Source organism: Pseudoalteromonas atlantica (assembly GCA_007988745.1).
In the GTDB taxonomy this organism is placed as follows: domain Bacteria; phylum Pseudomonadota; class Gammaproteobacteria; order Enterobacterales; family Alteromonadaceae; genus Pseudoalteromonas; species Pseudoalteromonas atlantica.
Map to the genome: position 1 here is coordinate 68,457 of BJUT01000012.1, position 14,341 is coordinate 82,797.

The 14,341-nt window shown below is 41.8% G+C and carries 17 protein-coding genes and 1 tRNA gene; 9 read left to right on the forward strand and 9 right to left on the reverse strand.

Annotation, left to right across the window (positions count from 1 at the left end; translation table 11 throughout):
• Positions 1–8 precede the first annotated feature (8 nt).
• A complete protein-coding gene (gene queF, locus PAT01_RS07740) occupies positions 9–854 on the reverse strand; it encodes an NADPH-dependent 7-cyano-7-deazaguanine reductase QueF (RefSeq protein ID WP_154945283.1) in 846 nt (281 codons plus the stop codon).
• A gap of 59 nt (positions 855–913) precedes the next feature.
• Between queF and syd the strand changes: the two genes are divergently transcribed.
• Positions 914–1,453: a SecY-interacting protein gene (syd, locus tag PAT01_RS07745; protein ID WP_154945284.1), complete on the forward strand. Its 540-nt coding sequence runs from the start codon at positions 914–916 to the stop codon at positions 1,451–1,453.
• Positions 1,454–1,678: 225 nt separating this feature from the next.
• Here the strand turns inward: syd and PAT01_RS07750 are convergent, their stop codons facing one another.
• The 3 genes from PAT01_RS07750 to PAT01_RS07760 form a co-directional block, all read right to left on the reverse strand.
• Positions 1,679–2,452 carry a Zn-ribbon-containing protein gene (locus tag PAT01_RS07750; RefSeq protein ID WP_004585968.1) on the reverse strand — a complete coding sequence of 258 codons (774 nt, stop codon included), beginning with the start codon at positions 2,450–2,452 and terminating at the stop codon, positions 1,679–1,681.
• A 13-nt stretch (positions 2,453–2,465) separates the two neighbouring features.
• Positions 2,466–2,729 carry a hypothetical protein gene (locus PAT01_RS07755; protein WP_004585969.1) on the reverse strand — a complete coding sequence of 88 codons (264 nt, stop codon included), beginning with the start codon at positions 2,727–2,729 and terminating at the stop codon, positions 2,466–2,468.
• A gap of 271 nt (positions 2,730–3,000) precedes the next feature.
• A complete protein-coding gene (locus PAT01_RS07760) occupies positions 3,001–3,240 on the reverse strand; it encodes a DUF2789 domain-containing protein (RefSeq protein WP_004585970.1) in 240 nt (79 codons plus the stop codon).
• A gap of 211 nt (positions 3,241–3,451) precedes the next feature.
• Here PAT01_RS07760 and PAT01_RS07765 point away from each other — a divergent pair, with 211 nt between their 5' ends.
• Complete coding sequence (locus tag PAT01_RS07765; protein ID WP_024033694.1) at positions 3,452–4,096, forward strand: GNAT family N-acetyltransferase; 645 nt, start codon at positions 3,452–3,454, stop codon at positions 4,094–4,096.
• A gap of 740 nt (positions 4,097–4,836) precedes the next feature.
• Here PAT01_RS07765 and PAT01_RS07770 read toward each other — a convergent pair.
• Entirely contained in the window at positions 4,837–5,136 is a 300-nt protein-coding gene (locus PAT01_RS07770; protein ID WP_004585972.1) for a DUF3301 domain-containing protein, read from the reverse strand.
• Positions 5,136–6,164 carry a DUF3549 family protein gene (locus PAT01_RS07775; protein ID WP_004585973.1) on the reverse strand — a complete coding sequence of 343 codons (1,029 nt, stop codon included), beginning with the start codon at positions 6,162–6,164 and terminating at the stop codon, positions 5,136–5,138. The genes PAT01_RS07770 and PAT01_RS07775 overlap by 1 nt, the downstream gene beginning before the upstream one ends.
• 105 nt (positions 6,165–6,269) lie before the next feature.
• On the opposite strand from PAT01_RS07775, the gene PAT01_RS07780 reads away from it, so the two are divergent.
• The 3 genes from PAT01_RS07780 to PAT01_RS07790 are packed head-to-tail and all read left to right on the forward strand — an operon-like array spanning position 6,270 to position 7,796.
• Positions 6,270–6,590 carry a YqcC family protein gene (locus PAT01_RS07780; RefSeq protein ID WP_154945285.1) on the forward strand — a complete coding sequence of 107 codons (321 nt, stop codon included), beginning with the start codon at positions 6,270–6,272 and terminating at the stop codon, positions 6,588–6,590.
• Complete coding sequence (gene truC, locus PAT01_RS07785; RefSeq protein ID WP_154945286.1) at positions 6,583–7,347, forward strand: tRNA pseudouridine(65) synthase TruC; 765 nt, start codon at positions 6,583–6,585, stop codon at positions 7,345–7,347. Before PAT01_RS07780 ends, truC begins: the two co-directional genes overlap by 8 nt.
• On the forward strand, positions 7,347–7,796 hold the full coding sequence (locus tag PAT01_RS07790; RefSeq protein WP_024033689.1) for a flavodoxin: 450 nt from the start codon (positions 7,347–7,349) through the stop codon (positions 7,794–7,796). The genes truC and PAT01_RS07790 overlap by 1 nt, the downstream gene beginning before the upstream one ends.
• 273 nt (positions 7,797–8,069) lie before the next feature.
• Here the strand turns inward: PAT01_RS07790 and PAT01_RS07795 are convergent, their stop codons facing one another.
• Positions 8,070–9,647 (reverse strand): lytic transglycosylase, encoded by a 1,578-nt coding sequence (locus PAT01_RS07795; protein WP_154945287.1) that lies wholly within the window; start codon positions 9,645–9,647, stop codon positions 8,070–8,072.
• 184 nt (positions 9,648–9,831) lie between these two features.
• Positions 9,832–10,605, reverse strand: coding sequence for a hydroxyacylglutathione hydrolase (gene gloB / locus PAT01_RS07800; protein ID WP_154945288.1), 774 nt, complete (start codon positions 10,603–10,605; stop codon positions 9,832–9,834).
• Between the two features lie 53 nt (positions 10,606–10,658).
• Between gloB and PAT01_RS07805 the strand changes: the two genes are divergently transcribed.
• A complete protein-coding gene (locus PAT01_RS07805; RefSeq protein ID WP_154945289.1) occupies positions 10,659–11,435 on the forward strand; it encodes a class I SAM-dependent methyltransferase in 777 nt (258 codons plus the stop codon).
• A gap of 78 nt (positions 11,436–11,513) precedes the next feature.
• Here PAT01_RS07805 and rnhA read toward each other — a convergent pair whose 3' ends face one another.
• A complete protein-coding gene (gene rnhA / locus PAT01_RS07810) occupies positions 11,514–11,978 on the reverse strand; it encodes a ribonuclease HI (protein WP_024033685.1) in 465 nt (154 codons plus the stop codon).
• A 68-nt stretch (positions 11,979–12,046) separates the two neighbouring features.
• On the opposite strand from rnhA, the gene dnaQ reads away from it, so the two are divergent.
• The 3 genes from dnaQ to PAT01_RS07825 all read left to right on the forward strand — a co-directional run bounded on the left by dnaQ (position 12,047) and on the right by PAT01_RS07825 (position 14,314).
• Positions 12,047–12,760: a DNA polymerase III subunit epsilon gene (gene dnaQ / locus PAT01_RS07815; RefSeq protein ID WP_154945290.1), complete on the forward strand. Its 714-nt coding sequence runs from the start codon at positions 12,047–12,049 to the stop codon at positions 12,758–12,760.
• A gap of 8 nt (positions 12,761–12,768) precedes the next feature.
• On the forward strand, positions 12,769–14,139 hold the full coding sequence (locus PAT01_RS07820) for a TIGR03503 family protein (RefSeq protein ID WP_004585982.1): 1,371 nt from the start codon (positions 12,769–12,771) through the stop codon (positions 14,137–14,139).
• 98 nt (positions 14,140–14,237) lie between these two features.
• Positions 14,238–14,314: transfer RNA gene (locus tag PAT01_RS07825), tRNA-Asp, on the forward strand.
• The last annotated feature ends 27 nt before the right edge of the window (positions 14,315–14,341 follow it).

A 14,341-nucleotide genomic window follows, 5' to 3' on the forward strand; every position in this document is an offset into this window, starting at 1 on the left:
GATTGGTATTACTGGCGATTAATTTTTACCGCAAAAGGCGTATCGTTATAGTGCGTTGAACGATACGGATTTATATCCAGCCCACCGCGGCGTGTATAACGCGCATAAACTTCAAGCTCTTTAATGTTTAGCTGCGTGGTTAAATCACTATAAATACGCTCTACACATTGCTCATGAAACTCATTGTGCGTTCTAAATGAAATTAAATAACGCAAGAGTGCCTCATGGCATATTTGCTCACCAGTGTAACGAATAATTATACTGGCCCAATCTGGCTGCGAGGTAATTAAGCAGTTAGATTTAAGCAAATGGCTGTGCAGAGTCTCAGTAACTAGGGTGTCACTTTTTGATTTAAGTGAGTAGGCGTCAATATCGTAGTTATCTATTTCAATATCTAAATCGTCAATACATTGCCCAGGTAATGGCGTGCAAGGTAAGCAGTTATAGTCATCAGGTGCGTATAACGTTACCGCTACATCGCTATTTACCGCATTTGATAAGTCTTCAATTAAATGCTGTCTTACCACCTCAATACTTTCAAAGCGGGTTTGATTAAAGCTATTTAAGTAAAGTTTAAACGACTTAGACTCAATAATATGGCTGCTTTGGCACGCAAAAGTAAACAGCGCCACGGCAACCTGCGGTTTACCTTTAGCGTTTAACCACGAAAGCTCATAACCTGTCCAAATATCTTGGCCTTTAAAGGGCAACTCGGCTTCGTCAATATTTAAAGCATCACGATTTAACTTGCGGGCAATAGGAAAAAGCAAGCTAGGCGAATATACATCTACATATTCAGTAGATTGTCCTAACACACTACCTTTAAGGTCTGGAGAATTGCTGTAATCTGTCATGTTTGCTCTTAAATAGTTACAATAGGGACATTATATCTAATTTAAATGAGTTTCGCAGTATGTCTGTTGCAATGCAAATGGCCCAACTTCACACGCAATTTTGTGAAAAAACCGTTAAAAACACCGCTAAATATCCGCTTATGGCACACGATGAACAATGGCCTAGCCCTTGCGAGTTTGGCGAGGTAGACGCACAAGGCAATATTCAATGGAAAAGTGCTTTGCAAACCCCCGCAGGTTCGTTATCAGATTTAGCTAACGCGCTTGAGCTGAGCTTCCCAGCAGGGGTTGGTGAGTTTTATGGGCACATGTATGGCGGTAGCATTTTAGCCAACATAGATGGTCACCGTGTGGAGTTATTACAAGCTTGGAATAAAGATGATTTTGACCTGCTGCAACAAAATATTACCGGTCATGTATTAATGAAACGAAAATTAAAGCAGCCAGAAACCCTATTCATTGGTTTAACTGAGCAAGATGACTTACTGGTTACCGTGCAGGTAAAAACCGGTGAGGTATGTTTAGAGTACGTAGGTAAAAAGCCGCATCATGTACTTGCACCCAATATAGAATCTTTTTTAAAAGCGCTTGAGGTTTAGATTAATTAAACCAATGTGCAGTAATCGTTAATTATTGTGCAGGATAAGCCCTTTGCAAGATGCGTTAAAGGTTGCTTAGTTATTACAGCGAAAAGAGCGATATTGTAGCCTTACTTGCCGCTTTTACTTAATTTAATTGAGCATTAAAAAATCAGCTTAGTGCAATGCATTAAGCTGATTTTTTATAAGGTGTGTAACTTTATTTTGCAAAGTGCAGGCTTTTAGTTACTGAAAATCCCACGAAACATTAGATACTAACCCACATGGCTCACACCTAAAATCAAATAACCCAAACCACGGCTCTGGCAATTTCCACTCACTATTGCAGCTAGGGCATTTACGCTCAAGTTCTGAGGCTTTATCTACACCACCTACACGGTATAAATAATAATAAACCGGTTTTTGAGTTAAAAAGCGGATACGTTTAGCAATGTCTTTACCGCGGCGATATAAGTCACTTTGTGTGCTTGATATTTCTTCAAGCGCTGGAAATTCACACCGAGTAGCGCCGTTAATTTGTATTTGATCGCAGGCTTGCCAATCTTCTTGCCATTTTATGAGTGTTTTATAATCACCATTTGCAATGGCCGGAATAGTAAATAATGGCACGGGTAAAAAGTCATCACCACAATACAGTGGGCTACAGGTATGCACATAGGTTGTGTATAAAATATAGCTTGAAGGCGATTTACAGGTATCGGCACCGTTTGAGTGAATGTCTTGGCCAATAACTTTTATTTTAGGAGCAAGTAAACCTGCACTGTGCAGCTTCTCAATACTGTGTTTTACAAAAGGGCTATTATTTAATGGGTGCATGGCGTCTTCGGTTGGGCACATTACACGGGTAATAAAATAGCCATCTTTTAGTACAGTTGGGAATTCTTCACCCATAATTTGGCCGTTAAAACGCAGTGCATTAACTAATCGGTTAATGGCTTGCTCAGCGTGCTCTAGGGTGGTGTCTTGGTAGCAGTCAAACGTTAAATCAACAACGAACATTTATAGTCTCAAATTATTTTTGCTCTAACAGGGCTAGCAACCTATCGAGTTTTTTCTCAATGCGATCGAGTTGAGATGTTTTAGGCTCAACGATGCTCTGCTCAGGGTTTTTCATTAAATTATGAATTGAATCAGGGTTATTTTTATATTGGCTTACTGCGGCAATAATAACCGGCATAGGCACAGGTTGTGCTAAACGGCTTTTAGTTAGGGCAACAGTAGGGGTTTTGCCTTCATCAAGAAGGACTTTAATTGCATCAAATACAACTGCATTCATTAGATTTGTAACTCTTTAATATATAAGCGCAGCAAGTGTTTGCTGCGCGGGTGCTATAGTAGCAACAATACCAAGGCGCATAAAGCCTTGGTATAAGCAGAGGGGGGATTATACCAATTCGCAATAATACTTAATCATTTTGCGGGGCTAAACGGGTCGCTACCTGTGTTAAAAAATTTTTCATTTAGAACAAGCAAATAGTTAATTTTTGCTTAGCTATAAACACGTTTATCGAGCCTCAAAATAGGTCGCATAATTAAGCAAATTAGTATTACTTACCTTCTTGGCGAAGCCTCACATCAAGTTCATCAATTACTTCGCTCCACGCGCCATCTTCTGCTAGCGATTCTGCTAAAAAATGCTGCTGTGATTCATCCCAAAAAGGAGCTTGTTGTAAAAGCGTTGTGTCTTCTAGTGAGTGAGAAGCAATAAAATCGTCAATCTGTTGTTCTGAGCTAGGTAAACCCAATTGTGCAAACAACGTTTTCATATCGTGTTTTGTCGTATCCATATTATTACTCCATCTGATTAAATTAAACCAAGCTTAGAGCCAGACTATAGGCTTTGCTAGTTAAACTCTCGCTGAATTGACGGTATTTTTGCTTTAGGTATATAGTTAACTTGCAGTATAGATAAACATTTTCGCCATACAATTACCAATTACTTTATATACGGTAAATAGTTTGGCAACGTTGAGGGTAGTAAAGCAAAAAGGATACACAATGACAGTCACCTCTAATGAGCACACATTAAGCGTACAATACCTTGCCCCTGAAGATATAAGCACTGCAGGGAGTTTAATCTATCAGGCCTATCATGATGATCCGCTACTTCAAAATTTATTAGGTTATGATCAACATAATATGGCTGCCTACGAGAAAAAATTACGCTCAGTGATACGCGAAGAGCTCAGTGCTTTTTGGCAAGAAAAACTGCCATTAATAGGCTTGTACCGCGATGATAAATTAAAAGCGGTGGCGTGTGTATTTGAGTCAAGCAGCCAATTACAACCAGAGCGTTATTGGCATTGGCGCTTAAAGTTAATGCTGAGCGCAGGGTATTTGCAAACCAACCAACTAATAGAAAAAGAGCAAACAATACGCACTGCGCTTAATGAGATTGGCGATTACTACTATTTAGCGTTTATTGCGGTAGACCCGCACGTGCAAGGCCACGGGCTTGGGCGCTACCTGTTACGAGGCTTAGATGATTTAGCAACTAAAAACACAGGGGCTAAAGGGCTTGCCGTTTTTGTTACACGCCAAGAGCATAATACGTTTTTTAAATCAGAAGGATTTAGCACTTATAAAGCACTTGCCTTTAATAAAGTATCCGGAGAGCTTCTTTTTAAACCATATGCAAAGTAAGTCTGTAAGCGATAAGCGCCATTACGGACATATGCCCGTGAGACATATCTTACATTGGCGTGCGCATTATCAGTTACGGTCGTTCATAAATGCAGCTTTAAAAGGGTAAGCTTTTGTTTAGTATTGGGTTTTATATTTTTTCATATATATTACGAAAAATTAATTTTGTTTACCTAGTAGGATGAAACCCAAACTCGCGTAGTATTTAACTTGTCAAGACGACATAGCTTAATGACTAAGCTACTGCCAAGGATACGGAATAGGCAACATAGCAGATGCTAGCAGGAAGCATAAAGGACAAGTTAAAAAGGACGCAAGGACGAACTAGGAAGTGCATGAGGCGCTTAGTAGTTGGAACTACTTAAGGATATTTACGGATGAGGCTACAGGAAGTAGCAGGAGCGTTAGTTTACGCAGGATGGCCAAGGCGGCAAGTGGAAAATGCAGGATGCATTTAAAGTGGCAGGAGCTACTTAAAAGGATGACCAAGGATGATGCTACAGTAAGTAGCCAAGCGTTAGTTTACGTGGGTTAGCCAGGATGGTTATGGATTTTGCAGGATGCAATGTTGAGGGTAAATAGGGTTGTTTACTCGTTCAGGGGATGATAATACGGATTTTGGGTCAAGGATAACAAGCAGGATGCTGTAAGAGTGGGGCGTAACTTTTGTTACGCCTTAGTTTTATGTATTAACTTATTTTAGTGGTTCACTTTAACCCCACCGGTTTTAACGATTAGAGTTAAATTTTGTGTGGCGGCACAACAACGCTTTTTAGCATTTCATTTTCCATAATTAAAATACCTTGATAGGCATTTTCGCCATCACTTGAAAACTCAAACATAAATTCGCTTTTGATCCCCGGTTTGCCATTTTTTAAAATGCCAAAGCGGCGTTTTGTGCACGCTACGCTCATTAACTGAACCTGTAATTGCTCAGCTTGGCGCGCGGCATGACTGTTAGCAGCTTCTGCCACTTTTCGATTTAGCCAAAATAAGTAAATTACAGCGCCAATGGCGATAAACGTCCACAAAGTAGCCATTAAGAGAACAACCTTCCAATTGCGCGAGCGAGCGTTTCGCTGCGATTTTCTTTACGTAATAAGCCTAGTAAGTGTGGGCGTATAGTGGGTATTGCAACTAAATCAGCAAAGATACTCGGGAATAGCTCGGCAATTTGTTGGTGGTGCGCACAATTATCCATAAAAATATGTAAGCGCTCAGGCTCTTCTAGTTGAGAAAAGCATCGCCCTGCAATCGTTAAAAGTACATCTGAATCAGTGCCAACAGATGAGCTTAATGCAGCATCTACTAGTTGTGTACACAGCCCTTGCGCTTGACCTTTTGAAAGCGAGCGCAGTGCGGCAGTTAGTGCAATTGTATCGTTATTTTCAATGGCAGTGTGGCCATAGGCAACTAAAAGCTCACTGAGTGATGGCGGTATTTCTACATGTTCAAGCATGGCGCTCAAAGGCTGCAATACCTCTAGTGGTAAATGCGGCCAAGCTTTTTGCAAGTTTGCTAAGTTGTTGTCGTTATTTAGGCGCAGTGCAAAATCGGCAATACCTTGTAGCGCAACGCTTTGCCAATCATCAAAACCTAAAGTGCCACTAAAGTACAGCTGCGTGTGCTCGTAATATTTAGAGGCTGGTTGCTTTAACAATACTTTAAGTTGGGCGTTAAAAGCCGCTAATTTATTTGCATTAGGGGTAAACACATAAGGGTTATTATCTAGCTTACCATCGGCTTGCTCGCCGGTAATTTCGCTGCCTAGGGCTTCAATTACCATATTAGCGAAATGATCGCGGCTCGCGCTCACTAATTTACTTTGCTCATCAAGTGGAAACTTTAAAAACCATACATAAGGTTCTTTACTTGCTTTGCTATCCCAAAATTGAATAGCCAGCCATGCATGCCCCGCAAGCGGATAAGGATAAGGAACTTGTGCTTGCTCAATAGCTAAAAACTGTTTTTTATCAAGCTTAGTAATATGCCTGCCAATATCAAAAGCACGCCATTGTGTACCGGCGCCATCTAAGAGTTGGCCAAGTGTCGCTATGTGTTCGCTCATCGTTATCTCAATTGTTTTTACTGCAAAATTGCCTCAATTATACGCCATAGCAGGCATTGAGGGAACAGGGTATAATTGCCCTATAACGTAAAAAGAAGAGTGGTTATGTATCAGCAAACGCAGGCTTATTTAAACCAATTAAGCACACTTTTAAAAAAACATAAACTGTGGCAAAGCACGCTAATAGAGGCGCATAAATTACAATCTCAAGTGCCTTTTTGTCACGATACCATGGCATTTGAGCAATGGTTACAGCTTGTATTTATTGAAAAAATGCAGCAATTAATAACGCTTAACCAACCATTGCCACAAAATTTTGCCATTGCGCCTATGGCAGAAATGGCGTTAGTGGGTAAAACCGGCAGCGGCGAAATTATAACGCTACTTAGTGAACTTGATGCTTTTTTGGGTAAACCCCATGACTGAAAAGGGAGAACCTGTAGAGTACGGCGAGCTTAATATTCTTTACCAAGACGAATACTTTGTTGCCATAGATAAGCCCGCAGGCTTATTGGTTCATCGCTCTTTTTTAGATAAACACGAAACCCAGTTTGCAATGCAAATGCTGCGCGACCAATTAGGGCAACATGTATTTCCGGTGCACAGGCTAGATAGACCAACATCAGGTGTGCTGCTATTTGCTTTAAGTTCAGAATCTGCCCGAGACATGAACAAACTATTTATTGAAGGCACTATAACAAAACGTTATTTAGCGCTTGTACGTGGTTTTGCGCCTGAATCGGTGTTTTTAGATAAACCGTTAAAAGAAGAGCTTGATAAAATAGCTGACAAATTTGCCACGCAAAATAAAGCGCCACAAGCGGCGCAAACACAATTTAATTGTCTGCATCAAGCCACGCTACCAATTCCTATTGGTAAATACCCCACGGTGCGTTACTCGCTCGTAGAGTGTTTTCCAAAAACAGGGCGAAAGCATCAAATTAGGCGCCACCTTAATCATTTATCAATACCTATTATTGGTGATGTAAATCATGGTGATAACCAGCATAATCAATTTTTTAGGGAGCATTTTGCACTGCGGCGGTTAATGCTATTTGCAACGCAGCTTAGTTTTGTGCACCCTTACACGCATAAACCCATCGTAATTAAAGCGCCACTAGGTGAAGACATGCTTAGTATATGTAAGCAACTAGGTTGGCCACAGCAAGAAAAGGATTATTAATGGCACATATTAGTATTTTTGTAGGCAGCGTTAACGGCGGCGCAGAACGTTTAAGCTACGACGTTGCAAATACAATTGAAAAAGCGGGGCACACTGCGAGCGTTATTAGTGAGGCCTCACTTGATGATATAAAAAACGCCTCACATATATTAGTTGTTACCTCTACCACAGGGCAAGGCGATGTACCTAGCAATTTAGCAGGGCTCTACTTTGCTATGAATAGCACATTTCCGATGCTAACTGATAAGCCATTTGGTGTTATAGCCATGGGCGATAGATGCTACGGCGATACGTTTTGCGGTGCAGGGCGCAGCTTTGATGAGCTACTACGTGACTTGCAAGCTAAGCCGGTAGGAAACCGTTTAGAAATAGATGCCTGCGAAGACTTTGAGCCATGGCCTGTAGCAGAGCCGTGGTTAAAAGCATGGCTTGAAAAATTACCAGCTTAGTAACACCAATGCGCAATAATGCTTAATCATTTTGCGGGGTTAAACGTGTCGCTAGCTGCGTTAAAAAATGCTCATTTACGACCGCATGGATGCAGAAGGCAGAACCATGCAGGAGCAATTGCCGAGAACAACTAAATAGCGAATTTATTGCCTAGCTATTAACACGTTTTTCCGGCCTCAAAATAGAGCATTTAATTAAGCGAATTGGTATTAACTGCTTATATGTACAAAAAAGGAGCGCATGCGCTCCTTTTTTAATTATTAAACCGTTGGTTAACTACTTCTTACATCAACCTTAAGCTTTAACTTTTGGCCAGGCTGTAAATACTTTTGGCCGGCTAAGTTATTCCACTTAATAATTTCGTTTACGGTTAAATTAAATTTAGACGCAATACGTGCAAGCGAGTCACCACGGCGTACTTTGTACGTAATGGTGCGATTAGTACTTGCAGTTGCTTGTGGTTTACTCGCTGATTTATAAACAGTGAGCTTTTGATTTAAGCGCAATACTGAATTTTTCTTCAGTTTATTCCACGAAGCCAGCTCATCCATCGTGACATCGTATTCGCGACTAATGTCCCACAGGGTGTCGCCACTTTTAACCGTGTGCGACAGCTTAGTACGGGTGGCTTTATTAGCAGCTAAACGCATTTGCTTAGGTAAATGTTCGCTATTAATTGCCCCATCGGTTAAGGGTACTAATAACTGTTGGCCAATACGTATGGTGTTTGACTTTAATTTATTAAGCGAGCGAATAGCACTAGTGCTAGTGGTAAACTTTTTAGCAATAACCGATAGGCTATCTCCGCTCGCCACAGTGTATTGCTGCCAGCGTAAGCGGTCTTTAACATCGGTTTGCGCCAGCTTTTGGCTGAATTGTTCCGCTTTATCGGTGGGTAATAGTAAAAAATGCGGACCGTTAGGGTCGGTCGCCCAGCGGTTAAAGCCTGGGTTTAACCTGTATAGCTCAGTAAGAGTCATATCGGCCATATCTGCGGCCAGTGCAAGGTCAATCTGCGTGCCTACATCAACTACTTCTACAACTTGCGCGTTGATAACCGGTTTCCACTTTACATTAAACTCATCAGCGCGTTTTAATAAATCGGCAAGGGCTAAAAGCTTTGGTACATACGCGGTGGTTTCGCTTGGTAAGTCGAGAGACCAAAAGTCTGTTGGTAAATGCTTTTTACGATTTTTCTTAATCGCACGCATTAAACGCCCTTCGCCTGAATTATAAGCGGCAATGGCGTTTAACCAATCGCCTTCAAGGGTTTTGTGTAAATACGATAAGTAATCAAGGGCAGCACGCGTAGATTGCACTATGTCGCGTCGTCCGTCGTACCACCAGTTTTGTTTTAAATCAAAACGCTCGCCAGTGGCTGGCATAAATTGCCAAATACCCGAAGCACTGCGATTAGAGTAGCCAAATGGGTCAAACGCGCTTTCTACAATAGGTAAAAGGGCAATTTCGATAGGCATTTCGCGCTTTTCTACTTCTTCAACAATAAAGTGTAAGTAAGGTTCTGCGCGTTTTGAAATGCGGTCTAAATAAGCTTGATGACGCGCATAGTAATTACGCTCGGTAACAACAGGGCGGTTTTGCGGTACATCAATAGACAGTTGGTAACGAATGCGCTCCCACACATCATCAAAAACGGGGGCGTCTTCGCTCTGCTCAACGTGTTGATATTGGGCGTTTACTATCAATGCATTGTTAATATCGTTAGGGCTTGCGCCTTCTAAGCGCTTATTTGCTTGGGTCGCAGCTTGTGCGTCTGAATCTACGGTTGTTAATGTTTGACAACCACTTAGCGCAAGCGCCAAGGCAATTAATAGAGGAGATTTATTCATATATACCAATACATCAGGTAAAAAACTCGGCGAATACTACCCGTTATGAGTCAACATTGCCACTTAACGACCAACTTTAACATGTTGATAAAACCATTCGCTATTTTTTAAACCAATGGTTTTACCTAGGATATTCCTAACCACGATGCTGCAAAATTAATTACAACAGGTCAACATATCTTAACTAAAAGTTGTCTTTGAATCGTCTCAGACTTGCAAAGTTTTCCCATGGTTCATTGTTTTTTGTAACCAACACAAATTCTTTTGGAATTAACTCTGTAATAGTAGGTAGATCGCTGCGCATAAATGGATTAACTCTAAGCTCTTGGCCTATTGTACTTGGCAGTGTAATTTCGCCCTTAGCATGCTGTGCATCTACTTTATCGCTGTATTGGAGTAGCTCAGGGTTACGCGGCTCTACGGCTTTTGCAAATGCTAAATTGGCTTGCGTATATTCATGCGTGCAATATACTTTGCAGGTTTTAGGTAGCTCACGCAGCTTATTAAACGACTCCCACATTTGCTCAGGCGTCCCTTCAAATAATCGCCCACAGCCCCCACTAAAAAGCGTATCGCCTGTAAAAGCCAACTCTTCATGAATATAACAAATGTGATCAAGCGTATGGCCAGGGGTGGTAATAATGTTAAAACGCGTACCCAATACCTCAATGCTATCGCCATCAACCAGTGTATTGGTGATCCCCGCAAACGGACTGTTTATAGGACCGTACACTGCAATGTTTGAAAACTGTTCTACAAGCTCGGCTACGCCACCGGTATGATCGCTATGATGATGGGTAATTAAAATGCCACCAAGCTGTAAGTGATGCTCTGCTAAATGCCCCATAACGGGCTGAGCGTCGCCCGGGTCAACCACCCACGCTAGGTCGCTATTATGGGTAGTTAAACACCAAATATAATTGTCAGAAAATGCTTTAATTGCTTTAACTTGCACCATATTAATTTGCTCTATAAAGTGACGGGTAACACCTAGTATAACGAGCTATAAAAATGAAACCAACCCTTAGTTTTCAAGAAGGACCCAAACCGCTGTCATGGCAGCAGTTCCCTCATGGGGATTATTTACGTGCTGACATTGAACAAAAAATGGATCAATGGCTGCCGCGTATGTTTGGTTACCATATGCTTAAATTAGGTAATTTAAGTGGCGAGCTTAATACCAGCGTAAGCACTATAAAACACCAAGTATGTGTTGCCGAAGAGGGGCCTTACACAGGTGTAATAGCCGATATAGACGAACTGCCTTTTTATGAGCACAGTGTTGATGCGTGTATTTTAAGCCACTGCTTAGAGTATCACTCAGACCCACATCACATATTACGCGAGGCGCATCGCACACTTATACCCGGTGGTTACATTGTTATTACCGGATTTAATCCGTTTAGTTTATGTGGATTGGCGCAAATGTTGCCTTTTAGCGGCCAAAAGCTGCCGTGGACGGGGCGTTTTTTTACGCCTGCGCGGGTAAAAGATTGGCTTAATTTATTGGGGTTTGAAATTATTAGCGATGAGCGCTTTATTTACTCATCTCTTGCGCGGGGTAACAGGCTTTCACGGTTTGCATTTTGGCGCAGCTTTGCCAAACAGTATTTAAAACCTATGGGGAGTGTGTATATGCTGGTGGCGCGAAAACGCGTGGCTCCGCTTACGCCTATAAAACCTAAGTGGCATGCAAGGCCGCAGTTTTCACCTGTAAAAGGGGCAGGGCTTAGACAAACCTCAAAGCAGCACTTTAAACAGTGTGAGCAAAAAAATAATAATAGTTAAAAAATGTAAGTAGGCACTTTTTAACCCAGCCATGAGCCTTACACTCATGGCATTAAAAAGTGCGAAAGCTTTAACGGGTTAAGGCTGATACCCTTCATCATCAAGTAGGTTGCTACTGCCTGCAGCGTCACGTGCTAAATCGTCAACTATTTCGTTATATTTATGCCCGCTATGTCCCTTTACCCATTTCCATGTAACCGTGTGCTCGCTACAAGCGCTATCAAGTCGCTTCCATAAATCAACATTTTTAACCGGCTTTTTTGCTGATGTTTGCCAGCCCCGTTTTTTCCAATTTGCAATCCACGACTCAATACCCTGCTTAACATATTGGCTATCTGTGGTGAGGTTAACGGTGCAAGGGCGGGTGAGTGATTCAAGGGCAACAATGGCAGCGAGCATTTCCATACGGTTGTTTGTGGTGAGCTTATACCCTTGGCTTAATTTTTTTTCGTGGCCGTTATAAATCATAAAAATACCATAACCACCAGGGCCCGGATTACCTAAACATGAGCCATCGGTGTAAATCTCTACGGTTTTTTGCACTGTTTTACCTTGATATTATGTACAATAAAGTGATTATAGAAAGATACCAGAGTCAGGCTAAATTCGATATGGCACGTAGACAAATAGTTTTAGATACAGAAACCACCGGCATCGACCCCAAACAGGGGCACCGGATTATAGAAATTGGGTGTGTAGAATTAATAAACCGACGTTTAACCGGTAATAATTTTCATGTTTACATTAACCCACAACGCAGCATTGAAGAAGAAGCAATAGATGTTCACGGTATTACCAACGAGTTTTTACGTGATAAACCACTTTATCGCGATATAGCGCAAGAGTTTTTTGACTACATTAAAGGTGCAGAGCTTGTAATACATAACGCCCCGTTCGATGTGGGCCATATGGATAACGAGTTTGCGCTGCTTAACCAAGGCTACCCAAATACGCACGAGTACTGCCAAGTTCTCGACACCCTTAAAATGGCGCGTGACTTGCATCCTGGTCAAAAGAACAACCTAGATGCTTTGTGCCGCCGTTACGATATAGACAACGCAAAACGAACATTACACGGCGCATTACTGGATTCTGAAATTTTAGCCGATGTTTACCTTGCCATGACGGGCGGGCAAACCAAGCTAAACTTAAACCAAAATAAAGATGACGGCAGTGAGCATCAGACTGGTGGCATAAGACGCTTAAGTAGTGACCGAGCACCTTTAGTTGTATTGCGGGCAAACGACGCTGAGCAAAGCGCACACGAAGCACGACTCGATCTTGTAGACAAAGAAGGCGGCCACTGTTTATGGCGCGCTGAATAAGGCCAACTATGAAAACGATGTATTTTATAACTGTACTGTGCGCCACCTCGCTGTTTAGCGCCAGTGCGTTTGCCGTTAAGCAAGTAGAGCTACTTAAACGCGACGGCGAACAAAATGAAATACCGCTGCTAGATAACCGTTTTCGTATAGACAGCCAATTAGATGAAATAACCTTACTATTTTTTAGAAAGCCAGGTTCGCCCGCGGTCATTTTAGTCAGGCCCGATGGCAGCAAGTACTTTGCCACTAACGCAGTTAAAGATCCCAACCTCGATTGGTTTGATGAGCTTAGTTACGACTTAATCACCATAAAAAAACCGATGGCTGGCCCATGGCAAGTTATTGGCCGCATTTTGCCCGACAGCCGCATTGTGGTGTTAGGGGAAGTGTCTTTAAAAGCACAGCCATTACCTCCTATGTTATTTCGAGGCGAGACAATAAAAATAACGGGCGAAATTTTAAATGATGATGAGCCTATCGATGCTAACTTATTCACAGATGTAGTTAGCCTAAACGTTGACTTTGTAAGTACCAACGATGAAAGCTATGCAAACTTTGGTGCAGGCACTCAAGAAGTTGCCGAATTTAAAGACGATGGCCGCGGCTTTGATGAACGCCCTAACGATGGAGTGTTTACTGGCGAATTTAAATTAGACTTTCCTGCAGGGCAGTGGACACCAGAACTCTATATAGCGACCCCCTTATTACAGCGACGCATTGTGCAAGACCCTATCATTGTGCATGAACCGCCATTTAAATCTGAGGTCGCACTGGCAGAGCTTGATACTGACGATCACCAGCTAACTATTAATATAGATAGCAACATAGTTAAACCCGAAACCGTTATTGTGCAGGGAAAAATTTATTACCCTAACAATGAAGAGCAAATGTTTACAATTGACGCGCAAGCGGGTGATACACGCCAACTAGCAATTAAAAACTATGATTGGGGAAGATACAGCGTTGAACTGTCTGTTTTTGGCACTAATATAAACGGTCGTGAGTTTATGGCCACAATACCAACATACAAATTTGAGATAGAAAGGCCAATAGAAGCAGTACCCGAAATAGACCCTGCTACGCTTATTGATCAAAATCTGGCCTTGGAAGCTGAACCCGTTGAAGAAAAAATGGCCACTTCTACATTAGTGACTTTAATCGTGGGCTGTAATTTGCTCATTTTATTGTTAGGGTGGTTAGCAATTCGTATTTTTGTACAGAAAAAGCCAATCAAATTTAACTTTAAACTGCCTTTTTTAAACAAAAAGAAAGTAAACGATGAGAGCAACGCCGATGCAGAAAAAAATCAAGTCGGCAAAAATGGCTCAAAAAGTGACAAATCAGGTGAAATTTTAAACCTTTCGATGTCAGATGACTAAAAAACCTGTAAAAAAACAAAAAAGCCCTTGACGAAGTAGGGGCTGATTCGTATTATTCACGCCGCTGCAAAGGGAGACCTAAGCAGAAACGAAAATGCGGAGTGGTAGTTCAGTTGGTTAGAATACCGGCCTGTCACGCCGGGGGTCGCGGGTTCGAGTCCCGTCCACTCCGCCAATTTTCGACAATTTGTAAGTAGACGCT